We start from the raw sequence: 25,956 nt of genomic DNA, 5'->3' as shown, positions 1-25,956 counted from the left end.
CCTCATCCCGGTATGCCGCTACCCGCGGTCGTCACGTCGATCTCACCAGTCACCGCGGCCGTGATCAACGAATGCTTGTACTCCTCCAGAAGCGCTGCGGACTCGCGCAGGTGACGCTGCTGCCCCCGAATTCCTGAAAGCGCGTTGTCAACCTTTTGGGCCAGTGAGACCTGTTCAGCAGGGCACCGAATGGGAATTCGCACATGGAGGTACGAGGTGGTGTCCAGGTTCTGAATGCCGGTCGTCTGATTCGCGTGGGGCCTCTGTTGGCCCGTTGCGTACAGGGCCCCCAGCAGCAGCGATAGGTACCGACCGTCAGCGTCGGCCACAGGCCTAAGGCGTGACACGAAGTTGCTGGAGACGGTGTTGGGTGCGGGATCCTCAACGAAGGCCGGGCAACCAACAGGATTGATGTTTGTGCCACCGGAGCGTTCGAGGAGCACGTCTCCGTGTCGGAGCGCACGCGTTGCGATCTGGGCGGCTGCTGCGCTCCGAACGGTGGGCACGTCACCGAGTCGAAACTCGGCACGTTCGAAGTCGGCGACGCGAGCCACATAGACGTCCACGTCATCTTCGCCGACCTCAGAGCCCCAGAGTCCGAGTCGCTCGTCCAATATCAGATGGCGTAAGGGCACTTGCTCTTCCCCGAGGAGCATTCGTTCGGCCAGGGTGGCGCGAGCCGCATCATCTAAGGACCATATTTGTGCGCGGCGGGCGGTGATGATCTGGTCGATGCGGGCGACGCGGTCGTCGAGGAAGTCGGCGATCCTCCGCTGCTCCAGCTCGTCATGCCAAGGGACAGGGGCAGCTCGCAGTCCAGCAGTTGTCAGCCCGTAGCGAGATATGCCTGATGCATGATTCGAGAAGTGGTCCAGAACTGGCCGAGACCGCAGTGCCCAAGTTAGATAGCGCGGATGCGTTCCCGGTGAAGGTCGTGCGATCGCGAGGTGATAACCGCAGACGAAGTCGCTCGCAGTGTCGGCAACGTGCGCTGAGATGCCGATGTCGTTGGGATCCTCCGAGTCCTTCGTAAGAACAGAGTCTCCGATCTGGAGTCTGAACCGGTCGATTTCGTCGGACGTAGCGGTGGCGCGCATGAGATCCGGGCTAGGTCGGACCTTGTCGTTCCTATAGACGTCCGTGTAGTTGCAGAGTTGCACTGAAAGTTCGCCGTCGCGCGTGTGCTTATCGACGCTGCTTGTTCGGACTTCGGCCACATGCCGTAGAGGAGCTGTCCTCATAGACCGAGTCCGCTCATCCACTGCTGGATCCGGGTCTCGAGGTCCTTGATCTCTTGGGCGATCTCCTCGACAGGGCGGGGTGGCGTGTAGACGTAGAACTGGCGGGTGAAGGGGATCTCGAAGCCGATTTTGGTCTTGGTGTGGTCGATCCATGCCTCCGGCACATAGGGGCGGATCTCTTTCTCCAGGTGGGCTTCCGCGTCCTCGGTCAGTGCCTTCTCGCGTGCCTGGTCGTCGAGCGAGAGCCAGCCGGCGGGGAGTGACACGTTCTCCTGGTCGCGCAGATCCGGGTCGGGCTCGACCTTGCCGCCACGGCCCGTGACGATCGGCGCCTCCGGGTCGGCCACGGCGCAGGCCTTCGCGAACGCCTTCTTCTGCGCCGTGGACAGCTCGGGGACCTCGGCCAGGAGCGCCTTCTCTGTCTCGAACCGGCGACCGACGAGGGCAACGTACGCGGCATACGGCTCCGCGACAACGGCCTCAGGAGTGACCTCCCAGCGGCGGCGCATAGGGCGTTCGACGGTGATGCGCTGGAAACCGAAGGTCTCGTTGGTGAGGACCTTCACGCGGGAGTCGTCGGCGTACTCGTCTCGCGCGCCGCCATAGAGCCGAACCACTTCCTCGATGGCCGCGGGCGTGAGCTCCTTGCGCTTGTCGCCCAACGACTTCCGCATCTTCGTGCCGAGCTCGCGTGCGTCGATGAGCTTGACCGTGCCGCGGTCCTCGTCGGCCTTGTCGTTGGTGAGGATCCACACATAGGTGGAAATGCCGGTGTTGTAGAACATCTGGTCCGGTAGCGCGACGATGCCTTCGAGCCAGTCGTTCTCGAGGATCCATCGGCGGATTTCGGACTCCCCGGAGCCTGCCTGGCCGGAGAAGAGCGGTGACCCGGACAGGACGATCCCGACCCTCGAGCCGGTCGGTTTCATGTGCGAGAGCATGTGCTGGAGGAAGAGGAATGACCCGTCCGAGACGCGCGGTAGGCCGGCGCCGAATCGGCCGTGGAAGCCCTGCTTGGTGTGCTCGTCCTTGATCGGCGCGGCATACGCCTTCCAGTCCACTCCATAGGGCGGGTTGGCGAGGATGTAGTCGAACTTCTCGGTAGGGAAGGCGTCGGCGGTGAGGCTGTTGCCGTTGCGCATCCGCTCCGGCGCGGTGTCCTGCATCATCAGGTCGGACTGGGCGATGGCCCACGTCTCGTCGTTGAGCTCCTGGCCAAAGACGTTGACGATCGCTGCCGGGTTGAGGTCCTTGATGTGGTGCAGGGCGGTCATGAGCATCCCGCCAGTGCCGGCTGCCGGGTCGTAGACCGTGCGCACCGGCTTGGGGTTCTCGGTCAGCTCCTTGGCGGTCTCGCCCGAGACGAGCAGGTTGACCATGAGGCTGATCACCTCGCGTGGCGTGTAGTGCTCACCGGCGGTCTCGTTGCTCATCTCGGAGAACTTCCGCAGCAGCTCCTCGAAGATGTAGCCCATCGCCTCGTTGCTCACCTGCGAGGGACGGAGGTCGAGATCGGCGAAGTCCGCGACCACGGCATACAGGATCCCGGCGCGGTCGAGCCGCTCGAGCTTGGGGTCGAAGTCGTAAGCCTCCATCACGGCATACGCCTCGGGGGAGAGCTTGCGGATGTAGGTGCGCAGGTTGTCCGCGAGGTTCTTGTCGTCGCCCAACAGGCTGGCAAAGGTCAGCGGTGAGGTGTTGTAGAACCGGTGGCCAGCCTTCTTCTTGAGGAGGGCAGACTGACCCTCCCCGATGTCCTGCATGCCAGCCGCCGCGTCGAGAACCGCCTGCTTCGTCGGCACGAGCACAGCGTCCATGCGGCGAAGCACGAGCAGCGGCAGCATGACCGATCCGTACTCGTGCTGCTTGAAGGTGCCGCGCAACTTGTCCGCGACCTTCCAGACGAAGGCGACCTTGTCCGCAAAGCCCGTCGGTGACATGCGTCCCATTCAACACGGCGACGCCGTGCGAGCATCGAGCCCGGCGGGCGCCCCACCGCGCCTTCCTGGACGGGAGGCACTTGGGCACCTGCTCATCGCCCTCGTCAGCCCCGGCTGGGCGCCCCACAACCCCTAGGATCGAGCTGTGAGTGCCTCCGCAGAGACCCGAGGCTCCGGGGCTCATCCGAGCCCCGAGGCCCAGCGGGTGCGGGATGCGCTGGAGATGCATGAGCTGGGCGTGGAGCTGTTCCGTCAACGGATTCGCCGCGAGCGACCCGGCGTGGATGAAGCCGAAGTCGGCTCGTTGACGCGAGCGTGGCTGATCTCGGCACCGCGTCCTGACCAGCTCCGTGCGGCCCTCGGCGACTGGGCATGGTGAGGGCGCTCGATGCGGCCTTGTCGCGTGCCGCAGGCGACCTGAACGCGGCAGGAGTGCGTTGGGCCATGGTTGGTGGCCTGGCTGTCTCTGCACGGTCGATCCCCCGGTTCACCAAGGACATCGACTTTGTCGTCGCCGTCGCAGACGACGCCGCGAGTGAGGCGCTCATCTACCAGCTGGGAGTCCGCGGCTACACGCCCCATGAAATCGTCGAACACGAGTACCTCGACCGACTATCGACCGTGCGGCTTGTCGCCGACCCATTGGGCGTGGCCCTCGACCTCCTCTTCGCCAGCTCTGGGATCGAGGAGGAAATCGTCGCGGCTGCGACCTCCATCGAGATTCTCCCCGGGCTGCAACTGCCGGTTGCTTCGACCGGGCATCTCATCGCCCTCAAGGTTTTGGCTCGTCGAGGCCAAGATCTCACCGATCTCGACGCGCTGCTCACCGCGGCGGGCGAGGCCGATATCGCCCTGGCTCGGGAGGCCGTTGCGCTCATCGTCGCCCGCGGATTCCATCGAGAGCAGGACGTTGTCACCGACCTCGAGCAGGTCATCGGGGCAACCCGGTAGAACAGGGGCGTGTTCTCGGCGCGTAGTGGCATCGCTACACCTCCGTCGACGTGCCTGATTCGACGGAACTGAGAGCCCTGACCAAGGGCGCCGCAAGCCGAGCCTCAGAGCATCGCGGACACCACGGACAGCCGGGTCACGACCGCTGAGGCCTACGGTGTGTGCGTGGACCCAATCTCCGGCGCTGCCGGCCTCGCCCGCGACGCCGTGGGCGCCACCGCCGGCGCCGCGCTCGCCACCGGCCTCACGGCATACGCCGCCGTCCGCCGGGACAAGCCGCTGCACGCCACGGGCGTCGTCCACCACGGAACCCTCACCGTCACCGAACCCTCGGCAACCGGCGTGCCGCTCATCGACGACCCGGGCAGCCACGCGGTGCGGGTCCGCCTATCCCGGGCCACCACCGACGGCTCGGAGGGCCGCGACGTCTTCGGCATCGCGATCCGGATCGGTGGGGACGCCGCCCCCACCGACCTCCTCTTCGCCTCCACCGGCGACTCCGGCGTGGGGCGCTTCGCCCTCCAGGTGCGGCGCCGGATCGACGACGGCCCCCTGACGACGATGCTCCCGATGACGTGCGCGAGCGGGTCGATGATCCTGCGCCTGGTCCCTGCCTCCGACCACGAGTTCGCGCTGTCGCGCGCGAGTGCCCGCGGCTCGTGGCACCCCGTCGGCCTGCTCACCCTCAAGCCGGCCGCCGGCGACACGGACGAGCCGATCCGATTCGACGCGCTCGGCAACCACCCCGAGGGCCTCACCCCGCCGACGTGGGTGCGTCTCTTGCGAGCCCCCGCGTATGCCGGGGCCCGGACCGCCGCTCCCCATGCCAAGGCGGACGGCCCGAGCCGCCCTGCGAGACCGCGCGATCGCACAACCCGATGAAGGCACCCAGGGCCGCTAGCTCCACGGTTGGATATACGGTCCGAGGCGCTCGGACATCGCGAAGTTAATCTCCTCGATCTCGGTCGTGGTCAGCGCCCCCAGCATCGCCAGGGCCACGGCCGGGCCCCGACAGCTCATGATCGCCTTCTCCTCTCGCACGGGCCGCCATTCGCGCTGAACTACACGCAGAGAACGGAGCCGATCACCATGGCGGTCCAGGAGTGCCTGGCGCACTTCGACACGCTCGGGCGTGGTGGGGAGGCGTATGCCGTGGCTGTCGTCCTTCTGTGATCAGCCCGTCGCGGCCGGGCCCACTCCGCCCGACCTTCGTGATGCCTTCGAAAGGGCTCACGTCACGGCCGAGCGCTACGACGTCCACTTCCTCGACTAGAGCGCCGTAAGGATGATCTGTGCCGATGCGTTCGCCTGGCCGACCCACCGCGATGAGGAGCCCGATGACCGGGTCGGCCCACGGCAGACCGGCCGCGACACCGGTCGCTCCGGCGACCAACGCCAGTGAGGGGAGCCCGTCGGTGCGGGCATGAAGGCCGTCGGCGACCAGGTTCGCCGACCCGGTCTGGCGCCCGACGCGGATCCCGTACCTGGCGCCGAGCCTCGACAAGGTGGCGCCGTATGCCGCGAGCCGCCGCTTCGCCGACAAGCGCCGAGCGAGCCGCGTCCCCCACGACGTCATCCTGTCCCTTAACTCCGGTCAGGCCCTCAACCGCGACCCGGAGCTGAACGCCTCGCTCGGTGCAAAGATCACCGAGCACCTCGACACCTACGCACCCCTGGGTTGATGACGACACCATGACCGAGTCCCCCAGACACCAGAAGGCGCCTCCGCGGGGAGGAGGCGACGGCAGTGGTGGCCCGCCAAGCGCTGGCAGCGGGCTGCGGCAGTCGTGGCGATCCTTGTTGTGCTCGCCCAACTGGACGGGATGTGGCTGTCCAGGCGACCCGTCGCGGCGGCCGGCTACCAGATGGAGGTAACCACCGGCGGGAGCCTGGAGGCCCGCTATCTCGCCACCGGCCTGCATACGGTCACCGGTCGCACTGTCGGCCAGTTCCAGTCCTTCTCGCCCTATCGGCTCTGGTTCCTGACCGACCTGCCATCGAGCGCCACGTTGCCAGTGGTCCTCGTCGCCAATGGCACGGGCGTGAAGGCCGAGAAGTATGCCGCGTGGTTCGAGCGCCTCGCCTCCTGGGGTTTCCTCGTGGTCGGCACCGACGACGAGTACTCCTGGAGCGGCCTCTCCCAAGCCGCGTCGATCCGCCTGCTCCAGAGCATCCAGGCAGGGACGACCGCCTCAGGCTGGGCCGATAACCCACTGAAGGGGCGCATCGACCTGACCCGCGTCGGCCTGGCGGGCGGGGTGTTCAGCACCCTCGCGGACAAGAACGTCACCGGCGTGACCTTCAAGGCCGCGTATGCCGCGAGTCCGACCAATCTCCACCTCGCCCACAACCTGGGCTGGGATTACACCGCCGAGCACGTGACGGTGCCCACCCTGTTCCTGTCCTCGACCGGCCTGGGGGATCACCGGCAGCATGGTGGGGGTTTGGGCCTTGTTGCCCTCGAACGCGTTGACCATCATCGGGAAGCCCGTCGCGTCCGTCAGCTCCATGGCCCCAGTCAATCGCCCGCGGTCGTGGCGGGCGGCAGGCTCGTGCCGGGGCCGGCCGCACGGTTGTGCGCCCACGCGGCGAGCAAGGGCAGACCATCGGCGCTCGCGCTGCCCGGTTGCGCGGTGTACGTGACGACGGACAGCTCGGGGTCGTGTGGCAGGTCGAAGTCGGTGAACTCGAGGTCGAGTGGACCGACAACAGGGTGGTGAATCACCTTGCGTCCACGGGCGTGGCGACGGACCGCATGCTTGGCCCAGCGGGCCGTGAAATCACTACTGCGCGTGGATAGTTCGCTGATCAGCGCGGTCGTGCGCTTGTCCAGCGGGTCGCGACCGGCGGTCGCGCGGAGCACGGCGACGAGGAGGTCCCGGGTGGCGTCGATGTCAACGTAGAAGTCCTGGGCTCGGGGATCCAGGACCGCGAAGCGCGCGAAGTTCGGCGGTTGCGCCAGGTCCACGATCTGGAAATACAGGGCTCGCCCGAGGTCGTTCGCCGCGAGCAGGTCCAGCCGCCCGTTCTGGACCAGCGCAGGCACGCTCATGGAGTCGAGTACCTACTGCACGGCCGGGGTGATGGCAGTCCTGGGAGTGCTGCGTCGCCGGCGGGGAGCGCCCGAGGCGACATTGCGGGCGAGTTCGTAGAGGTGGGTGCGCTCGTCGTCGTCGAGCTTCAGGACGCGGGCGATCGACTCGAGGACGCTCTCGGAGGCTCCAGTTCGGGACCAACCACCTCGGGCACTTCGCCCTCGTCGGCGGCCACCGGTCTGTGGGCCGCAACGGCGCTAGAGCTGCTGGACCGAGGCGGTGTCTACTGCGAGGATTGCTCGGTCAAGGGCGTCGTTCCCGACGACCACGCCGACCTCGGCACCGGAGGCGTCAAGAACTGGGCCATCGATGTCGATGCCGCCGAGCGCCTCTGGGCTGTATCTGTCGCAGCGATTGGGCTCGACCCGCTGGGCTGACGCAGGTCAGCGCACCAATTGAGGAGTCAGCATGCGTCGAGTCATCATGCGGACCGGATGCCCTGATGGTCCTCGGCGCCCATTCCGCGCGTCGCGCCATCGAACGACTGGGACGCAGCGACGTGGCTGAGGGTCATGCCGTGCATGGGATGGCCCAGCGACTCTCCCAACTGACAGGGTCACCCGTGCGCTCGTGTAGCTATCCCACGGCCCCCCTCGACGTCGACGCGTCCATCGCGGATGGAGCGGTCGTGGGCCAACCGGAGGCCCACGGCAAACACCTGCTCGTGCCCTTCCCCGACGCGGCGGTGACCGCTCACCTCCATCTAGGGATGGTCGGGCGGGTGTCCGTGCGCAGGCATCGCCGGGCCCTCGGCGCCGATGGGTTCCCGCGCACCAACCCGCCCGCAGCGGCGGGCCTACGCTGGCGCCTGCTCACGAGCGAGCACATCGCCGACATCTCGGCGCCGACCATTTGCGAATGGCTGGATGCGGGCGGGGTCGCCGCCCTTCATGCGCGCCTCGGACCTGACCCGCTGCGGCCGGATGCCGACCCGGAGTCGTTCCGCCGCAAGGTTTCTCGGTCACGCCGAGCCATCGGTCAACTCCTCCTCGACCAATCCGTGATCGCCGGCGTGGGCAATGTCTATCGCGCGGAGATCCTCTGGCGTCTGCGGATCGATCCCCGGCGTCCGGGCAACGACCTCGACACCGACCAGATCGAGCGCTTGTGGAACGAGGCAGCGACACTCCTCGATTTGGGTCTGGGGGCGGGCTGGATCGTCACCGACGACGCCCAGCTGCGCGCCGCCCGAGCGCTTCTCATCCGCGGTGAGCGGGTGCCCCGTTGGCCGAAGGTGTATGCCGTGTATGGCCGCGCGAGCCAACCCTGCCGCGTTTGCGCCACACCCGTCCGCGCGGCTCCGATGGGTCAACAGCGCATCTTCTGGTGCCCCACGTGTCAGCCTGCCGGGTCGTCGGCGACCCCGTGACCCGGGGAACCCGAGTCACCAGACCCCATACGGTCTCAGAGGCGAATCACAGCCGTCAGTCACCAATTAAGGTGACCCTCCACCTGAGCCGCTTCCTGGTCGGGCCGTCACCCGGCCACGACATCGGCGTTATCGACGGTGTCGAGGGGCGCGTCACCGGGGTCGGCGACGGGTCGAGCGAGCGCGAGACGGATGCCGGTCGCGAGCAGCCAGACGAACCACGCAGCAAGGCCGACGACGCCGACGAACACGAGAGCGGACCCGTCCGCGATCGCCAAGCCGCCCGCGCCGGCGACCATCATCAGCCCGCCACCGGCGAGGCCCAGCCACAGCTGCCATCGCGGCGTCAGCCGCCTCGCATGGGTTGCCCACGCAGCGCCCATGAACGCGGTGCCGAGCGCCGGGAGTGAGAGGGCGAAGGCGGCGGCGTGCAGGCGCCAGGCGAGGTCGAGCGTCGGGCTCAGTTCCGAGGCATCCGCGGCCACAAGCACGACGCTGATCCACGCCGCGGCATACAACGCGGTGACAGCCGCGAACGTCGCGGCGGCGGCAACCGCGAGGCGCGACGCGTGAGCGCCCGCACCGCGGCGTCGCCCGGCCAGGCCGTGGAGACCGGTAAGGAAGCCCAGCAGAAGCGGCAGGTTCAACGCCTCCAGCGCGACATCCGCCGCGACGGCGACGCGGTGCTGCGCGTGAAAGGCCAGTACCTGTGCCATGGGGGCGGCGTAGGTGGGTGGATCGGTCACGGCGACGATCGCGTTCTGGGCGGCCAGCGCCGCAGCCAAGGCGATCGCCATCGCCCCGGCGAGCCGCTCCGGCCTTCTCCGCTGGGGTCGAGCGGCCTCGGGCCGAGCCGGGTCGGCGAGTTGGGTCTGGTGGGTCATGATGCTTTCCTTCGTTGAGTGAGCACGTATGCCGTGTGGCTCGGCCGCCTTCTCGGCCGCCTTCTCGGCACCTGCCGCGCCGGCGGTCGGCACATCGCCCGTCACGTGCCGGGCAGAGACCAGGTTCGGGAGATCCGGGTGCGTGGTCGGCTATTTGACCTCGGAGCGGCGCAGCATGGCCACGCCGACAACGAGCGGGATGACGATCCAGATGAGGCTGGTCGAACCGAGCTGCGCCCACTCCTGGGCCGAGGAGGTCCGGCCGTCGAACAGCGCGACCTGAGTGAAGTTCCAGTCGACCCAGGGCTGCAGGTCGGTGAACGACTCCCGCACCTGCGCCAGCAGCACCAGGATGCCGGAGAGGACAAAGGAGAGCACGAAGTAGCCGACGATGGCGGCCGGCGAGTTGCGCAGCACAACCCCCAGTGCGAAGCCGATGGCCATCCCCACGAGGTTGCCCAAGACGATCTGGGCGGCGTGGGCGAATCCGATGTCCCACACCGGGTCGACCCCGGCGATCGCGGAGCCGGCAACAGTGCCGATCGCCCCGATCGCGAAGGCCACCAGCATCGACGCGATCCCGACGATGAGTGCCGCGACCGCCTTCGCTGCGATGACCCGCCCGCGGCTGGGCACGAGGGTAAACGTCGTCAGCCCGCTGCGCTGGCTCCACTCGCTGGTCACCGCGAGGATCGCGATGATCGGCAGGACGAGGGTCATCGGAAAGCCAATCGCCTTGGCGAAGGTGTCGTAGCTAAGCTCGCTCTCGGGCGCGAAGATGATCGCGGCCGCGGTCGCCACCACGGCGAGGACGCCGATGCTGATGATCAGCCAGCAGCCCGAGCGGGTGTCGAACATCTTGCGCAACTCGACATCGATGAGGTGTCGGGTCGGGGTCGCGCATATGCCGCGGTCGGCACGTTCCGTGCTGACGGTGTCGAGGTCGGCGCGGCCGGCGGTCTGCGTGGTCATGCTGCTTCTCCTGCGTGACGGCTGTGGCTTTCGCGCTGGGACTGCGCGGTGAGTAGGAGGAACATCTCTTCCAGGCCGGCGCTGTCCGCGCGGCGCAACTCGGTGAGGGCAATGCCGGCGGTGAGGGCGATACGACCCACTTCACCGGGGTCCGCGCTGGTGGTGAGCGAGCCCGCACCCTCGGGTGTGGCCTTGACGCCGGCGCGGGCGAGGGTGGCGGCGAGCCGGGCGTTGTCCGACGACGCGACGACCGTTCCCGATGTCGACAGCAGATCGTGCTTGGCCCCCTGGGCCACGACCCGGCCGTTGCCGATGACGACGAGGTCATCGGCGATGACTTCGATCTCGTGCAGCAGGTGGGAAGACAACAGGACCGTGCCGCCCTGATCGGCGAACTCGCGCAGCACGTCGCGCATCCAGCGGATGCCCGCTGGGTCGAGGCCGTTGGCGGGCTCATCGAGGACGAGCACGCCCGGGTCGCCGATGAGCGCGGTCGCGATGCCGAGCCGTTGCCGCATACCGAGGGAGTAGGTGCGGACGCGCCGATCGGCTTCCTTCTCCGTCAACGACACCCGGCGCAGCGTCTCGGGCACGCGGCTGACCGGCAGCCCCATGGTCCGCGCGGCGAGTTCGAGGATCTCCCGGCCGGTGCGCCCGGCGTGCTGGGCCGAGGCATCCAGCAACACGCCGATCTCGCGACCCGGGTTGGGCAGGTCGACATATCGGCTGCCGAGGACGTCCACGTGGCCGGCGGTCGCGGTGCTCAGACCGACCATGATGCGCATGGTGGTGGATTTGCCGGCGCCGTTGGGGCCGAGGAAACCCGTCACGCGACCGGCCCGGGCGCAGAACGAGACGTCATCGACGGCGGTCACGCCGCGATAACTCTTGGTGAGGTGGTCAACTCTGATCATGACCGACAGCCTCACCGCCACCGCCATCCCGGCGCATCGGCATCGAGGCCGGACCGTCATCCGTCGTCGGCACGAGGCGCGTCTCGTCCTTTCGGCCGATGCCCGGGGTGCCGATGCTCCCTACGCTGGGCGCGTGTTCGCTTCCGCCGTGCGCTCGCTGTGGGACGAGCCCGGCGTGGCCGACCCACCCGGACGCGGATGGCGCGACTGGGCGCTCGTCGCCCTGGTGATGGTGGCGGTAGTGATCGAAGGAATTCTGCGCGCCGACGTCCCATGGCGGCCGGTCTCCACACTCGTCGCCCTCGGCCTGGCGCCGGTGCTGCTCTGGCGGCGGACCCATCCCCTGGTCTGCGTCGTGGTCGCCTTCGGGGCCGGTATGGCGCTGGGGTTGGCGAGCCTGCTGCGTGGCACGCCGAACGTCGGCTTGGCCACGATGAGCTTCGTCCTAGTGCTCACCTATGCACTGGTCCGGTGGGGCTCCGGGCGCCAGATCGTGACCGGGCTGGCGGTAGTGGCGATCGCGGCGACCATCGCCGTCGCGGCCGACGACAACGAACCGGCCGAGGTGTATGGCGGGTTCGCGGTCCTCGCGGCGACCGCGGCCATCGGTGCCGCGTTGCGGTATCGCGCCGAGAGCGCACGCCGCGCGATCGATCAGGCCCGCAGCCAGGAGCGAGTCGCGCTCGCACGCGAATTGCACGACGCGGTCGCCCACCACATCTCGGCGATCACCGTGCAGGCGCAGGCCGGGCGGACGGTGGCCGCGCTGCGACCGGAGGCCGCGGTGGAGGCTCTTTCGATCATCGAGTCCGAGGCAGCGCGGACGCTTGTGGAGATGCGCGCGATGGTGCGCGTGCTCCGCGATGGCGCGCCGGCGGCATACGGCCCGCGGCCTTGCGTGGCCGACCTGATGGGGCTCGCCCGAACCGCTCCGGACCCAGCTATCGAGGTCGAATTGGCCGGTAACCTTGACCTCATTCCGCCCCAAATCGACACTGCGACATACCGAATCGCGCAGGAGGCGCTCACCAATGCGCTGCGGCACGCCCGGCACGCCTCACGCGTGCAGATCAACGTCACCCCGAGTGCAGGACGGCTGCGACTGCGCGTGAGCGACGACGGCCGGATCGATCCCTCGCGCCCGGCGGCGCCCGGCTTCGGACTGTTGGGCATGACCGAGCGGGTGCATCTGCTCGGCGGGACCCTACGCGCCGGGCCGAGGCCCGAGGGCGGGTGGGCGGTCGACGCCGAGCTACCGATGGAGCTGCCCCGGTGACCGTGCGGGTGCTGGTGGCCGATGACCAGGACCTGGTGCGCACCGGCTTGTCGATGATCCTCGATGCCCAGCCCGACATCGAGGTCGTCGGCCAAGCCGCCGACGGAACGGCAGCGGTCGAGCTGGCGCGGCGGCTGCGCCCTGACGTGTGCCTCGTCGATATCCGTATGCCGGGTCTGGACGGCCTCGAGGTCACGGCGTTGCTCGCCGGGCGGGACGTCCCCGACCCGATGGCCGTCGTGGTGATCACGACCTTCGACCTGGACGAATACGTCCATGGTGCGCTGCGCGCCGGTGCGCGCGGGTTCCTCCTGAAGGATGCCGGGCCCGAACTCCTGGTGCAGGCCGTCCACGCCGCCGCCGACGGCGATGCCCTGATCGCGCCGAATGTCACTCGTCGACTGCTGGCGACGCTCGCCGCGGGAGCGGCGCCGAAACGGCATACGCAACCGATCGCCCCGCTGACCCCACGCGAGGAGGAGGTGCTCAGACTCGTGGCACTCGGCCGCACGAACGCCGAGATCGCCGCCGAGCTGTTCATCAGCCTGACGACGGCCAAGACCCACGTCGCGAGCCTGCTGACCAAGCTCGGCGCCCGGAACCGGGTCGAGATCGCGATGTGGGCCTACGACACCGGCCGGGTGGGGCACTGACCCGGGCTCGACGGCCATACGTCAATGGGCACCGGCGGCTACGGCCGAAAGGACGAGGCCAGCACCGTCCTATCGGGCGCGGACCTCCGACCGCAATGCCGATGTGACGGGTGGGCCCCACAAGTCATCGTGGAAATCCGATGCGCAACAACGAAAAACGGGAGTTCCTGATGACTGCACATTCCACAGCCACCCTCGATGACCAGCCGACCTCGGTGCGAGCCACGCTCGCTGCCGCGTGGACGAGCTTCGTCTTCCTCTACGCCTACGTCGACATCCTCGGCTTCTATGCGCCCGGCCGGGTTGATGACATCCTCGACGGCAGGGTCTTCACCTTCGACATCACCCAGACCTGGGCCGTGAGCGTGCTGAGCATCCTCGCGGTGCCCATCTTGATGATCGTGGCAACGGCAACGCTGCCGCCGCGGGTGAGCCGGGTGGTGAATCTCGTCGTGGCCGCGCTCTATGTCCCTTTCACCGCCTTCAATGTGGTGGGCGACATCTGGCGGACTTATCACGTCCTGGCCGTGGCCCTGGAGCTGGCCCTGTTGGCATTCATCGTGCGAACCGCCTGGATGTGGCCTCGCACCAGACCGTCATCCCGGTAGGCGATAGAGACCCCGCCTGGGCCGCGCGACGCGCTAATCACCCTCGGCATCGACGTCAGCGACATCCAGGATCACGGCGGGGGCGTCAAGAGTGCGGGTTTTGCCGATCCGGACGGCAACACCTTCGTCCTCCAGGAGATGGCGTGGCGGCCGGGCTCGGCGTTCTGAGGAGAGCTCCACCGGCGCCCACTCAGGAGCCAGGTCTGACCAGCCCGCTCTCGTAGGCCAGCACCACAGCCTGCTGCCGGTCGCGTAGCCCGAGCTTGGTGAGAATCCGGTTGACGTGCGTCTTCACCGTTGTCGAGGAGAACACCAGTCGCTCGGCGATCTCGGCGTTGGAGGCACCCGTGGCGATCAGGATGAGGACCTCGCGCTCCCTATCGGTGAGGCAGTCCAACTGGCCGGGATACGACCCGGTGCCGGCCGGGAACAGAACTCTCCGACCAAGCTGGCGGCAGCGCAAGGCGCCGTCCTCGGGACCTTTGATGCGGCGATTCCCACATGGATCAGTCCGGCCGACAGACGACACGTCATCGTCCTGCCGGCGTGACCCGCACCCACGCGCTCCGTCCTGAGGCAACTCCTCAGGACGAAGCGCGAGTCCGGTCAGGAGTCGATCCGCAGCGCCTCGATGGGAGCAACCCGCAGCGCCCGGCGCGCCGGACCGCGCGAGGCCACGATCACGAGCACCAGGCCGCCGACGCCGATCGCCGCAATCGCTTCGGGCGGCGCCCCCCAGATCAGGCCGGGCGACATCCCGCCGACGAGCGACTGCGCGCCGAGCGTGCCATAGAGCAGGCCGAGCACCAGTCCGAGGAGCACCGCCGTGGTCGAGAGCGCGACCGACTCCTTGGTGATCATCGTGCGGACCTGACTCCTGGTGAACCCGAGCGCGCGCAGCATGCCGATCTCGCGATGCCGCTGGACGACCGAGAGCGACATAGTGCTGACGAAACCCACAGCGGCGATGATCGCGGAGATGACGATGATGCAGATCAGGATCGTCGAGGTCATCGCGAGCACCCGCTCGGCTTCCGCCTGAGTGTCCGCCGGCAGATCCCACGAGGAAACCGACCGGCGCAGTGCGTCCATGCCCGTGGCAAAAGTCGTCACCAGCGTCACCCCGATGACCAGACCCATCGTGGATCGCGTGGTGCGCAGCGGATCGAGGACGGCATTGCGCCGAGCCACCACACTCGCCGGATCGCGCCCCAGCAGCCGGGACAGTCCGGCAACAGCCGCCGGGATGACGAACCGCGCGCCGATGAGCAGGCCCGTCCCCGAGGCCACCGAGCCGGCGAAGGCGAGCGGGAAGCCCAGGTCGGGGTGGGTCTCGCCGAGCCAGGCGGCACCGCCGAGCATCACTCCACCACCGAGTATCCCGAGCGCAGCGAGGGTCGCGCGCAGCACCGAGGCCTGGCGCCGGCGCGGTGCGGCAACCGCAGCGCCCGACAGAGCCGCGGCCGGCGAGACGCCCAGAACGGGCCGTGACCCCAGCCAGCCGGCGAGCGTCGCCGCAGCCGCGATCGAGGCGAACGCCCAGAGCAGACCACCGGACAGCAGGGGATAGTGCGCGTGTGGCAAGGTCCCGTGCGCCACCAGAACCAGCCGTATGCCGTGGGTCAAGACCACGCCCACCACCAGACCGATCGCCGCACCGAGCGACCCGACCGCGGCGGTGCCGCGCATCACGGCACGGCGCAGGTCGGCGCCGCGCGAGCCGAGCAGGCGCAGGAGGGCGATCTGCCGCAGCCGGCCGGCGATGACGGTGTCGACGCAGTTGATGATCACCACGACGCCGACATAGAGCGCGATGAGCACGAAGACCCCGGCGGCGATGGACAAGACGAAGCCCTCCGACCCCCCGGTCTGCGCGCTGGTCGCGGCGAGGATGCTGCTGGTCGTCATCAGCACCGCGGCATACGTCCCGCACAGCCCGGCGACCAGGGCGACCGTGCCGAGCTCGCGCAGCGAGCCGAGGACGAGGTTCGACCGGCTCATGCCGCACCGACCTCGAAGCCGATGAGCAGATCGGAGATCTGCTGCGGGCTCAACCGGCCGTGGTCGCCCACAACGCGACCGTCCGCGATGATCAGGACGCGATCGGCGTATGACGCTGCCACCGGGTCGTGGCTGACCATCGCAATCGTCTGGCCGTACTCCTGGGCGGCCGTGCGCAGGAGGGTGAGCACCTCGCGCGACGATCGCGAGTCGAGATTGCCGGTCGGCTCGTCGGCGAAGATGATCGCTGGGCGCGACGCCAGGGCGCGAGCGATCGCCACGCGTTGCTGCTGGCCACCGGAGAGTTCGCCCGGGCGGTGGGAGAGCCGGTTGGTCAGGCCGAGGACGGCGACCAGGTGATCGATCCAGGCGCGGGTCTCGCCGTCGATGCGGCGGCCGGCGAGGTCGAAGGGCAGGGCGATGTTCTCGGCCGCGGACAGGGTCGGGACCAGATTGAAGGCCTGGAAGACGAAGCCGACCTGCTCCCGGCGCACCCGCGTGCGCCCGTCGTCATCGAGGGCGCGCAGATCGGCCCCGGCGAGGAAGACCTGACCGGATGTTGCGTCGTCGAGGCCGGCCGCGACATTCATCAAGGTCGACTTGCCCGAGCCGGACGGCCCCATGATGGCGGTGAAGGCGCCGCGGTGGACATCGAGGGTGACCCCGTCGAGCGCGTGCACCTGACCATAGGTGCGGGTGACCTCGCGCAGACTCACGACGGGCTGGGCGTGCTGGATCGAAGGCATACCCACAACGCTAGAAATCGCTGCCGCGAAGCACATCCGGCGCGAGTCTGAACTCGCCTACATCCGGCGATGTATGCCGTGGCGCACCATCGGTCAGATCAGGTCGTGCTCGTAGGCATAGACGACGAGCTGTACCCGGTCACGGAGCGCGAGTTTGGTGAGAATGCGCGAGATGTGCGTCTTGACGGTTGCCTCCGACAAGAACTCGGCCTCGGCGATCTCGGCATTGGACAGGCCCTGCGCGGCCCGGAGCAGGATCTCGCGTTCACGTCCGGTGAGCCGGTCGTATTCCGCGCCCGGGGCCCGGGTCGAGCGTCGCCGGAAGCGCTCGAAGATCGCCCGGGTCGCGCCGGCCGCGACGACCTGGCTGCCGTCGGCGACGGCACGGATTGCGGCCAGCAAGAACTCCGGTTGTGCCTCCTTGAGCACGAATCCGCTGGCTCCGGCCTCGATGGCGTCGGCGGCCAGCTCGTCCTGGTCGAAGGTCGTCAGCACGAGGATGCGCGGCGCTTTGTCGCCCAGTCGCTGGGTGATGCGGCGCGTCGCGGACACGCCGTCGAGCCGCGGCATACGGACATCCATGAGCACGACGTCGGGGCGCAGCGTGTCGACCAGCTCTGCGGCTTCGGCGCCGTCGCCGGCCTCGCCCACGACCGCCAGATCGGGCTGGCTGTCGATCACCATGGAGATGCCGGCACGGAAGAGGGCCTGGTCGTCGACGAGAACGACGCGGACCGGCTTGTCGTCGCCGGTCACGATGGGTCCCGCGGGATGTCGACGTCGACGATCCAGTGGTCGCCATCGCGACGCGAGGTCGCCCGCCCGCCCGCCACAGCGGCCCGCTCGGCCATGCCCAGCAGCCCGTGCCCGGTGCCGAGGTCGCTGCGTTCACCCACCGTGTTGATCACGCGAAGACGATACCCGTCCCGCCAATCTTGTTGCACGACAACCGTTTCGGAGAGGTCACCGTGCTTGAGGGCGTTCGTCAGCGACTCTGCCAGCAGGCGGTGCGCGGTGAGTGTCAGCAGCGCGGAGCTGGCCGGCTCCCCGAGCTCAGTCATGTCGAGCGACATCCCCGAGGCGCGCATTTGCGCGACAAGGTCCGCCTGGCGCAGGGTGCCCGCGCTCGGCAGCCCGTATGCCGTGCCCTCCCCCGCGTGCGCCGTCGTCGCCGCCGGGTCGCGCAACCGGGCGACGAGAGCACGCAGATCGCCGATGGCGGTGCGAGCGGTGGCGGCGATGATGTCGAGCGACTGCTCGACCCGCTGCGGGTTCTGGGCGAGGGAGTAGCGCGCACCGTCGGCCTGGGCCGCGACCACCGCCCAGGAGTGTGCGACGACGTCATGCATGTCGGTGGCGATCCGACGACGCTCCTGCTCGAGGTCATAGAGCTCGGCAAGGCGACGCCGCTCGACCGCATCCAGTTGGGCGTCGATCCGCGCCTGGATCGCCTGCTGATTCTGCCAGCGGATGAAGCCCGCCGCCCAGCCACCCATGCAGATCACAGCGGCGAGCGCGGTCGTCGCAAGGATGCTCACGGCGAGGGTGAGACCGGTCCCCGCCTGGACGGCGCGGTCGGGGTTGAAGACAACATTGAGTGCGCCCGTCACCGACGCGAGGGCGGCAACGACCAGCCCGGCGAGGCGCACCCGCCGGTCGGCATGCCGGCCGATCGTAAAAAAGAGGGGGGCATAGGCGAGGTCCGCGAAGTAGGCGGTCTGGCCGGCCACGAGCTGGATGGCGCCGGCGGCCACGGCCAGTGCACTCATCAGCCGCCAGGACCGGCGACGCACCGCGAGGGCGAGGGCCAACACCACGATGGCCAGCTCGGCCGCTAGGCCCACGCTGGCGTGCAGGGGCACACAGACGAGGGCGAACAGAGCGGCGGTGAGGATGTCGAGTCGCGGCCAGGTGACCGAAGGATCGGCCCAGACGTCGCTCACCCGCTCCTGCTCAGCCACCTGCGCGAGGATAGTCGGCCGGTCCCGCTGGGTGACCGTCCTCGACCGGAGGGTCCTAGCCCTATCGCTCAGAAGCGTGCTTGACGATCCTGCAACTTGGTGCCATGGTTAGCTACATGAGTAATGTACCAACAGAGCTCGACGGGGCGACCACGCCGATCTTCCGCGTCATCGCGGAGAGCCTGGAGGCCGCCATCCTGGACGGCTCGCTCCCCGAAGGCGCCCAGGTGCCGTCGACCAATGAGCTGGCCGTCTTCCACCGGATCAATCCCGCAACCGCCGCCAAGGGGGTCGGGCATCTGGTCGCCGACGGGACGATCTTCAAGCGGCGTGGCATCGGGATGTTCGTCGCCCACGGAGCGCGGGCCCGGCTGTTGGCCCGGCGCGAAGAGAAGTTTGTCGAACGCTTCGTCGCACCCTTGGCCGCCGAAGCCGATCTGCTCGGCTTGCCCGCGCAGCGCGTCATCGCGCTCGTCAGCGACCACGTGACCGCAGCGGCGAAGGAGGCCGCGTGGACGCCATCACCCTCGCCGGCGTGACCAAACGCTTCGGCGACGTCGTTGCGCTCGATGACGTGAGCCTCGGTTTCGGGGCGCACCTGATCACCGGCTTGGTCGGCCGCAATGGGGCTGGCAAGTCGACCTTGCTGGACCTGGCCGCCGGCCGGAGCCACGTCACCAAGGGCACGATCCGGGTGCTCGGCCACGAGCCTTTCGAGAATCGACGCGTCCTCGCGGATGTGTGCGCGGTGACCGAGAGCCAGCCCTTCCCAGCGCGGTTCTCGGTCGACGCCGTGCTCTTCGGTGCGCGCCTGCTCCAACCGCGCTGGGACCGCCGGCTGGCCGACGACCTGGTCGACCTCTTCGCGCTGCGTCGGCGGCAGACGGTGGGCAAACTCTCTCGCGGACAGCGCAGTTCGCTCGGCGTCGTTATCGCGCTGGCATCACGGGCACCGGTCACCATCCTCGACGAGCCGTATGTCGGCCTGGACGCCGTCGCCCGTCGGCTCTTCTACGACCGGCTGCTCGAGGAGGTCGTGGCCGAGCCGAGAACGGTGATCTTCTCCTCCCACTTGATCGACGAGATCGCCCATCTCTTGGACCATCTCGTCCTCCTGGACCGGGGTCGGGTGATCCTCGACGCTCCTACCGACGAGGTGCGCGAGAGCGTGGTTGAGGTCAGTGGGCCGCGCGTCCTCGTCGATGCGTATGCCGCCGACTTGCCGATCCTTGCCCGCGCCGATCTCGGGGGCGTCTCTCGGGTGACCGTGCGTGGCGCATCAGCCCACCGTGCCGCGGCGTGCGGGTTGACGGTGCGCGCCCTGCCCTTGCAGGACGTCCTCGTCGCGCTGTCCACCCCGCATCCAGGGGCGCCCGTCGAGCCGATCGCGGCGGTGGCGTCGTGACTGAGGCACTGACGATGCTGCGCATCCTGGTCCGGGGCGGCCTGGCGACGCTGTGGCCGTGGCTGATTCTCGCCATCTCTTTCGGGGTCAATGTGGCGTTCTACGCCGCGGCTGGCGACGACCCGGCCGTCGCCCGGCAAAGCGGCGGCATCCTGTCGCTGTTCCTGACGGCGGTCGCGGCCAACCAGCAGTCGTGGTCCCACGTGCTGCCCTTCAGCCTGGGTCTGAGCGGCACCCGGCGCGGGTTTGTCACGGGGATGGGGCTCTTCGTGCTGGCCCAGTCGGTCGTGGCCGGCGGGCTGCTCACCGCTCTCGCCGCGATCGAGTCGCGAAGCGGCGGATGGTGGATGCAGATCCGCTTCTTCCGGACGCCCGTTCTTGATGCCCTCGCGGCGCCGGGCAAGTTCGCGGTGCTGACCGCGGCCATGCTCGCGGTCAGCGCAGTCGGCGCGATCCTGGGCGCTGTGCTCGTGCGCTGGGGATCGACCGGCCTGTGGTGGCTCGTGGCCGGACTGGGCGTGGCGGGTGGTGCTGCCGTCGCTGGCGTCGCCGCCACGGGTGGCTGGGGGCGCGCGATCACGGCCCTCGCGGGCCAACCTTGGGCGCTGCTCTGGGTCGGTATCCCCCTGACCGTCACGGCCCTCGGCGCAACCGCCACCTGGCTGATCGCGCGCCGCGTCGCCCTGCGGTAACGCACACTCCCGGGCGACACGCGGTGGCGAGGAATGGGGCCCGGCGCGTCACGCAAACCGATTGCGCCGGCATACGGGCTGGTGGATTCTGGCCTCATGAGCCAGGCGCCCTTTCCCATGCGAACCGAGCGATTGACGCTGCGCTTCGTCGGCGCCGAGGACGTGGCGGCGCTCACGGCATACCGCAATGACCCGGCGGTAGCGGCGCTGCAGGACTGGGAGCTGCCCTACCCTCGCGAGCAGGCCGTCGCGCTCGCCGAGCGCCAGGCCGGCCGCACCGACTATGAGCCCGGCCGAGGCCACCAGATCGCGATCGAGCTGGCCGGCGAGTTGGTCGGTGACGTCTACATCGGGCTGCACGAGCACGGCGGCATCGCCGACATCGGCTACAGCCTCATACCGTCGGCGCAAGGGCGGGGTATCGCCTTCGAGGCGGTGAGCGCCCTCATCGCCGACCTCGTCGAGCGACTCGGGGTGCACCGGATCGTCGCCGAACTCTCCAAGGACAACGGCCCGTCGATTCGGCTGCTGGAGCGGCTCGGGATGACTTTCGAGTCCTTCAGCCGCCAGTCCTTTTGGTGGCGCGGCGTATGGGACGACAACCTCTACTACGCCATGTCGGCCGAGCAGTGGCGCGCCTGGCGCGACCGCCCGCGCACCCCGCCGCAGATCGTGCGGCTCGTCGAGATCACCGAGGACAACCGCTGGACGTATGCCCGCGTGCGCACCCACCGCTCGCAGGAGCAATTCTGCGCCACCGTCCACGATTCGTATGCTGATGCCCTCTTCCCCGGGGAGCGCTATGGCGTGCCATTGGTCCCGGTGCTCCGGGGCATCGAGGCGGACGGCGAGCCGGCGGGCTTCCTGATGTATTCCGAGGCCGGACCCTACCTGTGGCGCTTCCTCATCGACCGTCGCCACCAGGGCCGCGGCATCGGGCGCCGCGCGATGACGCTCTGGCTCGATGAGATGCGGGCGCGCGGGCATACGGAAGTCGAGACGAGCTGGGGGCAGGGCAAGGGGTCGCCCGAGGCGTTCCACCTGGCGACGGGCTTCGTGCCGACTGGTGAGTTCGAGGACGGCGAGGCGCTCGCCCGGCTCACACTCTGAGCGCGGCCCGCCCGGGCACCGAACCGATCTGGAGCACGACAACGGGCCCTGACGTCAGATCGCGACGACCCGCACCAGGTCATCGAGGCCCCGGAAATCCTCGCCATTGCGCGTATAGAGATCCAGTCCGTTGGCGTGCGCCGTGGCAGCGAGGAGCAAATCGGCCAGGCGGCTGCGTGGGCGCCACCCGTGAGCGATGACGGCTGCGACGACGAGCCCGTAGCTGCGGGCGGCCGCGGCATCGAAGGGGAGGGGAGCGAGTCGGGACTCGACCTCTTGGAGGCGCGCCTGCCGACGGGCCGCCTCGGGCGCGGTAGGCGCAAGCAGTGGGCCGGCCGCGAGTTCAGCGGATGTGATCACCGAGATGGCGAAGGTGTCCGGTAGGGCGCCGAGGATCGTGGGGTCCTGCCAGTCGATGACCACCGAGGTGTCCAGCAGGCCGGTTGTCCCCAACGCCACCACCGCGCGTGGTCCGTCGTCCTCAACGGAGAACGACCGCATACCTCACGGCTGACAGCATGACATCAGAAGTCTTGATGGCATGCTGTCCAGATGCGGACGACCGTCACACTTGACCCGGATACCGAGCACCTGCTCCGCCGGCGGATGAGCGAGAAGGGCGTGTCGTTCAAGCGCGCCCTCAACGACGCCATCCGGGCGGGCCTCGCCGGTCGTGAGCAGGCACCATACGAGACGCCGATCTTCGACATGGGGGTCCCGACCGTGGATCTGACGAAGGCGCTGCGCATCGCGGGCGAGCTCGAGGACGAGCACCTCCTCGCCTCCCTCAGGCGCGGCGCGTGACGCTCGTCGACGCCAACGTCCTGCTCAACGCCGTCAACCGGTCCGCGCCCGATCATGCGGTGGCCAAGCGATGGCTCGATGCGGCACTGAGCGGGGCGACGCCGGTCGGCTTCGCCTGGGTGGTGCTGCTCGCGGTGCTCCGACTCGCTACGCGCCCGGGCCTCTTTCCCCGCCCGCTCACCGCCGATGAGGCAACCAAGCTGGTGCGAGGCTGGTTGAGCGCCCCGTCGTCAGTCGTCCTCCATCCCGGGAGCCGGCACGTCGATCTGCTCGCCAGCATGCTCACCGACGCTGGAACCTCCGGCAACCTCACGACCGACGCCCACCTGGCCGCCCTGGCCAGGGAGCACAATGCGACGGTCATCTCGTTCGACGCCGACTTCGCCCGATTCGCCGGGCTGCACTGGGCCCGTCCCGAGTAGCCAGCCCGGCGGCAGAGCGCCGACGGGTTAACCCCGATCACGTCGGATGTCCGATGCGGAGCTGGTGATCCAGGCAGCAGAGATCTCCACCACGCACCAACTCTCGATCTTGGACGCCATAGTCATCGAGTCCGCCTGGCCGGGTACGGCACGGTCCTGACTGAAGACCTGTGCCATGGGCGCCCATTCGTGGCGTCACCATCCACAATCCGTTCGCTGACCACGGATGACGACATGCGTCAGACTGCGGCGAGGAAGGCCCCGACGCGCTCCATGAGGAGGGCGGCGGCCTCGGGGTCGTAGTTGTCGAGCGAGGAGTCAGCGAAGAGGTGCTGCTCGCCCGGGTAGACGAAGAGTTCGGCGAGATGCCGCGCGACTTCAACGATTTCGAGGTTGCAGCTCGCGAGTCCGCGGGGGCGTTTATGGACGGCACGTTCTGGGGCTTCATCCGCCATGCCGGGATATCCGCGGAGCAGGCCGGGCAGTTCTGGGACCGGATGTCCGCACTCGTCGCCGAGTTCGACGCGCTGCCGCGCTCGGGCGAGACCACCTATGGCTTCGCCGTGGGCATCTATCCGACTGACCATCCCACGCTTCCAGCTGAGGCCTGACCCGTCTGCCTCAGTGCGGAGATGACCAGCGTCCGCGACGCAGGCGCTCGGCCGCATCGAGGATGACCCCGAGGGCGAAGTCGAACTCGAAGTCCTCGTCGCACCCGGTCGCGTCCGGCCGGCGCGCCCGGGCGTCCGTCGCGATCGCGAGGATGCCGGGATAGTCGCCCGGATCCGGTATGGCCGCCGTGCTGCGCCGGGGGGCCGCCCGGCCCGGCGCCTCGTTGAAGAGCTCCGGGCTGAATCCCCAGATGCGGTTTCCGAGCAGGTGCATCAGGTGGTGCGTCAGGTCGGCACTGAACCCGCCGGCCAGGAACAGGCTGCTCAGGTGCTCCATGTGCCCGAGCACCGCGGGCGTGCGCAGGGTGCGGGTCTCCAGAGCCCGGCGCAGCCACGGGTGGTCCCCGTGCAGCCGACGCACCGCGGCGATGCTCGCGACAACAGCCTCCCGCCACTGGGGACGCCGGTCGGCGGCGGGTCGCGGGAGGTCAGCCAGCAGGATCTCGATCATGCCGTCGATCAGGTCTTCTTTGTCGGCCACGTGCTTGTAGAGCGCCATCGGCACCACCCCGAGCCGCTCGGCGAGGTGCCGCATGCTGAGCGCCTCCAAGCCCCGCTCGTCGGCGACGGCGACCGCCGCTCGCAGAACGGCCTCGCGACTGAGCGGATCCCGCCGGAGTGCGGTGCGCGGCATACGGAAATCCTCTCGTCTTGACGTGGTGTACATCGTACACCTACTCTCGACACACCATCAGGTGTACACCGTACACTTCCAGTCGATCGAGGAAACAACCGATGTCCGAACTCACCCCGACCACCCAGCGGCGCCTCGGGCGGGCCGCTGCTCTCTGTTATCTGACGACGTGGATCACGTCGGTGGCCGCCGTCCCGTTGTATGGCGGTTCGACCTTCGACTCCGGCGCCGCGCCGGCCGGGCGCACCTCGGTGCTGCTCGGCTCATTGCTCGAAGTCCTCCTCGCCGTCACGGTGGTGGGGACGGCGATGGCGCTCTATCCGCTCCTGCGCCGGCACGGCGTCGGCAGCGCCATCGGCTATCTCGCCCTACGCACCTTGGAGGCCGCGGTCATCCTCGTCGGCGTCGTGGCGATGCTGCCGGTTGTTGCGCGGCCGGCGACCACAGCGGCGAGTGACCTGTCACCGGACGTCGTCGCGGGGCTGCACCTGCTGCACGACTGGACCTTTCTGGTCGGGCCGGGCCTGATCAACCCGGCCAACGCCACCGTCCTCGCCGTCCTTCTGTGGCGCACGCGGTTGGTGCCGCGATTCATCCCCGCGCTCGGGCTCGCCGGGTCAGCGATCGTTCTCGGCATGAACCTGCTGGTGATGTTCGGGCGCACCGAGGTCGTTCCGGCGCTCGCCGCGCCGCTCTTCGCGTGGGAGATTTCGCTGGCCGCCACGCTGGCATTCCGCGGGCTGCGCGCGCCGGAGGTGAGTCAGCCATGACGCCTCTGTCACGCTCAAATCGATCGTATGCCATTGTCCCCCTTCTTCTTTCGGCGATCCTCGTCGTCGCCTTCGTCGTCGTCCCGCCGCTGGCCGTGCCGGTCGCTCGGGGTGGGGTCGACCTGTCGTCGCGGGCACAAGGCGTGATCACGGCCTGGGTCGCCGAGGGCAGCGCCGAACGCCCCGCCGCCCTTCGGGACTTCGTCGAGGGCTGGCGCGACTACCACGTCGTCAAGGCGGCGCTCGCTGCGGCCGCAGGTCTGGCGCTTTGGCGCGTGGCGCGCGAGGCGAGGCGGCGCTGGGTGGTGGGCGGCCGGGCATACGGCCAGGCGGTCACATTGGTGGTGGCCAGCGGCTTGGCGTTCTTCGCCGCCCTCGTTGTGCTGGCGAACCTCCAGGGGGCGCTGGCGCCGCTGGCGTCCGCGGTCTCGCTGCTGCCGTCCGCCGACGGCGACGCGTCGTATGCCGCGACGCTCGCGCGCCTGTCGGCGCAGGTGTCCGCGGGGCGCCCCACGGGTGCGGCGGGCGCGGTGCTCACGGACTTCGCGTTCTTCCACCTGGTGCTGGCGGCGCTGGCGTGGCTGCTGGCGATCGGTCTCGGCATCGGCTCGTTCCGGCTGTTGCGTCGGCGCCTACGGGCTCGACACGACGTCTCGACGCCACGTCGCGAAAAGCTTTTGCTGACAACACTGTCCGCGCCTATTGCAGCGGCCGCGTTGTTCGCGCTGGTCGTGGCGAGCGCCAATATCTCGACTGCGGGCGACCCAGCGCCGGAGCTGACGGCGTTCCTGGATGGGTTGGGCGGCTGAGAGGGGCTGTCGGTGGGGTCGGCCATGA

The 25,956-nt window shown here is 68.9% G+C and carries 33 protein-coding genes and 1 pseudogene; 19 read left to right on the top strand and 15 right to left on the bottom strand.

Annotation, left to right across the window (positions count from 1 at the left end; translation table 11 throughout):
- Nucleotides 1–2 precede the first annotated feature (2 nt).
- Together ABD209_RS18185 and ABD209_RS18180 are read right to left on the bottom strand one after the other, a co-directional pair.
- Nucleotides 3–1,097, bottom strand: a complete 1,095-nt coding sequence (locus ABD209_RS18185) for a restriction endonuclease subunit S (protein ID WP_344069018.1) — start codon at nucleotides 1,095–1,097, stop codon at nucleotides 3–5.
- Nucleotides 1,098–1,237: 140 nt separating this feature from the next.
- On the bottom strand, nucleotides 1,238–3,181 hold the full coding sequence (locus tag ABD209_RS18180) for a type I restriction-modification system subunit M (protein ID WP_344069015.1): 1,944 nt from the start codon (nucleotides 3,179–3,181) through the stop codon (nucleotides 1,238–1,240).
- Between the two features lie 145 nt (nucleotides 3,182–3,326).
- Between ABD209_RS18180 and ABD209_RS18175 the strand changes: the two genes are divergently transcribed.
- The 3 genes from ABD209_RS18175 to ABD209_RS18165 all read left to right on the top strand — a co-directional run bounded on the left by ABD209_RS18175 (nucleotide 3,327) and on the right by ABD209_RS18165 (nucleotide 5,014).
- A complete protein-coding gene (locus ABD209_RS18175; protein ID WP_344069012.1) occupies nucleotides 3,327–3,560 on the top strand; it encodes a hypothetical protein in 234 nt (77 codons plus the stop codon).
- On the top strand, nucleotides 3,554–4,132 hold the full coding sequence (locus ABD209_RS18170) for a nucleotidyl transferase AbiEii/AbiGii toxin family protein (protein ID WP_344069010.1): 579 nt from the start codon (nucleotides 3,554–3,556) through the stop codon (nucleotides 4,130–4,132). Before ABD209_RS18175 ends, ABD209_RS18170 begins: the two co-directional genes overlap by 7 nt.
- Nucleotides 4,133–4,297: 165 nt before the next feature.
- Entirely contained in the window at nucleotides 4,298–5,014 is a 717-nt protein-coding gene (locus tag ABD209_RS18165) for a phosphodiesterase (protein ID WP_344069008.1), read from the top strand.
- A gap of 15 nt (nucleotides 5,015–5,029) precedes the next feature.
- On the opposite strand, the gene ABD209_RS18160 is transcribed toward ABD209_RS18165, so the two are convergent.
- Together ABD209_RS18160 and ABD209_RS18155 are read right to left on the bottom strand one after the other, a co-directional pair.
- Nucleotides 5,030–5,152, bottom strand: coding sequence for a hypothetical protein (locus ABD209_RS18160; protein ID WP_344069006.1), 123 nt, complete (start codon nucleotides 5,150–5,152; stop codon nucleotides 5,030–5,032).
- A 64-nt stretch (nucleotides 5,153–5,216) separates the two neighbouring features.
- Nucleotides 5,217–5,708: a cation efflux transmembrane domain-containing protein gene (locus ABD209_RS18155; protein ID WP_344069004.1), complete on the bottom strand. Its 492-nt coding sequence runs from the start codon at nucleotides 5,706–5,708 to the stop codon at nucleotides 5,217–5,219.
- Here ABD209_RS18155 and ABD209_RS18150 point away from each other — a divergent pair.
- Both ABD209_RS18150 and ABD209_RS19980 read left to right on the top strand, forming a co-directional pair.
- The gene (locus ABD209_RS18150; protein WP_344069077.1) at nucleotides 5,638–5,814 is read left to right on the top strand and encodes a hypothetical protein; all 177 of its coding nucleotides are present in this window, start codon (nucleotides 5,638–5,640) and stop codon (nucleotides 5,812–5,814) included. The two genes, ABD209_RS18155 and ABD209_RS18150, sit on opposite strands and share 71 nt — an antisense overlap.
- A 141-nt stretch (nucleotides 5,815–5,955) precedes the next feature.
- Nucleotides 5,956–6,528, top strand: a pseudogene (locus tag ABD209_RS19980) (poly(ethylene terephthalate) hydrolase family protein); the annotation flags it as partial.
- 122 nt (nucleotides 6,529–6,650) lie between these two features.
- Here the strand turns inward: ABD209_RS19980 and ABD209_RS19935 are convergent.
- Nucleotides 6,651–7,184, bottom strand: a complete 534-nt coding sequence (locus ABD209_RS19935) for an MmyB family transcriptional regulator (protein ID WP_425564727.1) — start codon at nucleotides 7,182–7,184, stop codon at nucleotides 6,651–6,653.
- Here ABD209_RS19935 and ABD209_RS18140 point away from each other — a divergent pair.
- The gene (locus tag ABD209_RS18140; protein WP_344069071.1) at nucleotides 7,086–7,604 is read left to right on the top strand and encodes an SDR family NAD(P)-dependent oxidoreductase; all 519 of its coding nucleotides are present in this window, start codon (nucleotides 7,086–7,088) and stop codon (nucleotides 7,602–7,604) included. The two genes, ABD209_RS19935 and ABD209_RS18140, sit on opposite strands and share 99 nt — an antisense overlap.
- A 251-nt stretch (nucleotides 7,605–7,855) precedes the next feature.
- A complete protein-coding gene (locus tag ABD209_RS18135; protein WP_344069002.1) occupies nucleotides 7,856–8,596 on the top strand; it encodes an Fpg/Nei family DNA glycosylase in 741 nt (246 codons plus the stop codon).
- 107 nt (nucleotides 8,597–8,703) lie between these two features.
- On the opposite strand, the gene ABD209_RS18130 is transcribed toward ABD209_RS18135, so the two are convergent.
- From ABD209_RS18130 to ABD209_RS18120, 3 genes are all read right to left on the bottom strand, one after another.
- Nucleotides 8,704–9,480, bottom strand: coding sequence for a hypothetical protein (locus ABD209_RS18130; protein ID WP_344069000.1), 777 nt, complete (start codon nucleotides 9,478–9,480; stop codon nucleotides 8,704–8,706).
- A gap of 150 nt (nucleotides 9,481–9,630) precedes the next feature.
- Entirely contained in the window at nucleotides 9,631–10,452 is an 822-nt protein-coding gene (locus tag ABD209_RS18125; protein ID WP_344068998.1) for an ABC-2 transporter permease, read from the bottom strand.
- Entirely contained in the window at nucleotides 10,449–11,366 is a 918-nt protein-coding gene (locus ABD209_RS18120) for an ABC transporter ATP-binding protein (protein WP_344068996.1), read from the bottom strand. The genes ABD209_RS18125 and ABD209_RS18120 overlap by 4 nt, the downstream gene beginning before the upstream one ends.
- Here ABD209_RS18120 and ABD209_RS18115 point away from each other — a divergent pair.
- The 3 genes from ABD209_RS18115 (at nucleotide 11,365) to ABD209_RS18105 (ending at nucleotide 13,903) form a co-directional block, all read left to right on the top strand.
- Entirely contained in the window at nucleotides 11,365–12,642 is a 1,278-nt protein-coding gene (locus tag ABD209_RS18115) for a sensor histidine kinase (protein ID WP_344068994.1), read from the top strand. The two genes, ABD209_RS18120 and ABD209_RS18115, sit on opposite strands and share 2 nt — an antisense overlap.
- Entirely contained in the window at nucleotides 12,639–13,295 is a 657-nt protein-coding gene (locus ABD209_RS18110) for a response regulator transcription factor (RefSeq protein WP_324388142.1), read from the top strand. The genes ABD209_RS18115 and ABD209_RS18110 overlap by 4 nt, the downstream gene beginning before the upstream one ends.
- Before the next feature lie 170 nt (nucleotides 13,296–13,465).
- Complete coding sequence (locus ABD209_RS18105) at nucleotides 13,466–13,903, top strand: DUF6326 family protein (protein ID WP_344068990.1); 438 nt, start codon at nucleotides 13,466–13,468, stop codon at nucleotides 13,901–13,903.
- Between the two features lie 190 nt (nucleotides 13,904–14,093).
- Here the strand turns inward: ABD209_RS18105 and ABD209_RS18100 are convergent, their stop codons facing one another.
- The 5 genes from ABD209_RS18100 to ABD209_RS18080 all read right to left on the bottom strand — a co-directional run bounded on the left by ABD209_RS18100 (nucleotide 14,094) and on the right by ABD209_RS18080 (nucleotide 18,611).
- A complete protein-coding gene (locus ABD209_RS18100) occupies nucleotides 14,094–14,300 on the bottom strand; it encodes a response regulator transcription factor (protein WP_425564725.1) in 207 nt (68 codons plus the stop codon).
- Between the two features lie 209 nt (nucleotides 14,301–14,509).
- Nucleotides 14,510–15,904, bottom strand: coding sequence for an ABC transporter permease (locus ABD209_RS18095; protein ID WP_344068989.1), 1,395 nt, complete (start codon nucleotides 15,902–15,904; stop codon nucleotides 14,510–14,512).
- Nucleotides 15,901–16,650, bottom strand: a complete 750-nt coding sequence (locus ABD209_RS18090) for an ABC transporter ATP-binding protein (protein WP_344068987.1) — start codon at nucleotides 16,648–16,650, stop codon at nucleotides 15,901–15,903. The genes ABD209_RS18095 and ABD209_RS18090 overlap by 4 nt, the downstream gene beginning before the upstream one ends.
- Nucleotides 16,651–16,743: 93 nt before the next feature.
- Nucleotides 16,744–17,406: a response regulator gene (locus ABD209_RS18085; RefSeq protein ID WP_344068985.1), complete on the bottom strand. Its 663-nt coding sequence runs from the start codon at nucleotides 17,404–17,406 to the stop codon at nucleotides 16,744–16,746.
- Nucleotides 17,403–18,611: a sensor histidine kinase gene (locus tag ABD209_RS18080; protein WP_344068983.1), complete on the bottom strand. Its 1,209-nt coding sequence runs from the start codon at nucleotides 18,609–18,611 to the stop codon at nucleotides 17,403–17,405. Before ABD209_RS18080 ends, ABD209_RS18085 begins: the two co-directional genes overlap by 4 nt.
- A gap of 116 nt (nucleotides 18,612–18,727) precedes the next feature.
- Between ABD209_RS18080 and ABD209_RS18075 the strand changes: the two genes are divergently transcribed.
- From ABD209_RS18075 to ABD209_RS18060, 4 genes are all read left to right on the top strand, one after another.
- Nucleotides 18,728–19,150 carry a GntR family transcriptional regulator gene (locus ABD209_RS18075; RefSeq protein WP_344068981.1) on the top strand — a complete coding sequence of 141 codons (423 nt, stop codon included), beginning with the start codon at nucleotides 18,728–18,730 and terminating at the stop codon, nucleotides 19,148–19,150.
- Nucleotides 19,123–20,016 carry an ATP-binding cassette domain-containing protein gene (locus ABD209_RS18070; RefSeq protein WP_344068979.1) on the top strand — a complete coding sequence of 298 codons (894 nt, stop codon included), beginning with the start codon at nucleotides 19,123–19,125 and terminating at the stop codon, nucleotides 20,014–20,016. Before ABD209_RS18075 ends, ABD209_RS18070 begins: the two co-directional genes overlap by 28 nt.
- Nucleotides 20,013–20,708 (top strand): hypothetical protein, encoded by a 696-nt coding sequence (locus tag ABD209_RS18065; protein ID WP_324388258.1) that lies wholly within the window; start codon nucleotides 20,013–20,015, stop codon nucleotides 20,706–20,708. Before ABD209_RS18070 ends, ABD209_RS18065 begins: the two co-directional genes overlap by 4 nt.
- Nucleotides 20,709–20,804: 96 nt before the next feature.
- Nucleotides 20,805–21,818, top strand: a complete 1,014-nt coding sequence (locus ABD209_RS18060) for a GNAT family N-acetyltransferase (RefSeq protein ID WP_344068977.1) — start codon at nucleotides 20,805–20,807, stop codon at nucleotides 21,816–21,818.
- Between the two features lie 54 nt (nucleotides 21,819–21,872).
- Here ABD209_RS18060 and ABD209_RS18055 read toward each other — a convergent pair whose 3' ends face one another.
- Nucleotides 21,873–22,319: a PIN domain-containing protein gene (locus ABD209_RS18055; RefSeq protein WP_344068975.1), complete on the bottom strand. Its 447-nt coding sequence runs from the start codon at nucleotides 22,317–22,319 to the stop codon at nucleotides 21,873–21,875.
- A 51-nt stretch (nucleotides 22,320–22,370) separates the two neighbouring features.
- Here ABD209_RS18055 and ABD209_RS18050 point away from each other — a divergent pair, with 51 nt between their 5' ends.
- From ABD209_RS18050 to ABD209_RS18040, 3 genes are all read left to right on the top strand, one after another.
- Nucleotides 22,371–22,622 (top strand): antitoxin, encoded by a 252-nt coding sequence (locus ABD209_RS18050; RefSeq protein WP_344068973.1) that lies wholly within the window; start codon nucleotides 22,371–22,373, stop codon nucleotides 22,620–22,622.
- Nucleotides 22,619–23,044, top strand: coding sequence for a type II toxin-antitoxin system VapC family toxin (locus ABD209_RS18045; protein ID WP_344068971.1), 426 nt, complete (start codon nucleotides 22,619–22,621; stop codon nucleotides 23,042–23,044). Before ABD209_RS18050 ends, ABD209_RS18045 begins: the two co-directional genes overlap by 4 nt.
- 329 nt (nucleotides 23,045–23,373) lie before the next feature.
- Complete coding sequence (locus ABD209_RS18040; protein WP_344068969.1) at nucleotides 23,374–23,655, top strand: hypothetical protein; 282 nt, start codon at nucleotides 23,374–23,376, stop codon at nucleotides 23,653–23,655.
- Between the two features lie 10 nt (nucleotides 23,656–23,665).
- Here the strand turns inward: ABD209_RS18040 and ABD209_RS18035 are convergent, their stop codons facing one another.
- Nucleotides 23,666–24,349 carry a TetR/AcrR family transcriptional regulator gene (locus tag ABD209_RS18035; RefSeq protein WP_344068968.1) on the bottom strand — a complete coding sequence of 228 codons (684 nt, stop codon included), beginning with the start codon at nucleotides 24,347–24,349 and terminating at the stop codon, nucleotides 23,666–23,668.
- Between the two features lie 101 nt (nucleotides 24,350–24,450).
- Here ABD209_RS18035 and ABD209_RS18030 point away from each other — a divergent pair, with 101 nt between their 5' ends.
- Complete coding sequence (locus tag ABD209_RS18030) at nucleotides 24,451–25,119, top strand: DUF4386 domain-containing protein (protein WP_344068967.1); 669 nt, start codon at nucleotides 24,451–24,453, stop codon at nucleotides 25,117–25,119.
- Nucleotides 25,116–25,928 (top strand): hypothetical protein, encoded by an 813-nt coding sequence (locus tag ABD209_RS18025; protein WP_344068965.1) that lies wholly within the window; start codon nucleotides 25,116–25,118, stop codon nucleotides 25,926–25,928. Before ABD209_RS18030 ends, ABD209_RS18025 begins: the two co-directional genes overlap by 4 nt.
- Nucleotides 25,929–25,956 lie beyond the last annotated feature (28 nt).

The organism is Nostocoides vanveenii, from assembly GCF_039531165.1.
GTDB lineage: Bacteria > Actinomycetota > Actinomycetes > Actinomycetales > Dermatophilaceae > Nostocoides_A > Nostocoides_A vanveenii.
Note: the sequence above shows the minus strand (reverse complement) of the source record. Positions and strands in the feature narration are given on the sequence as shown.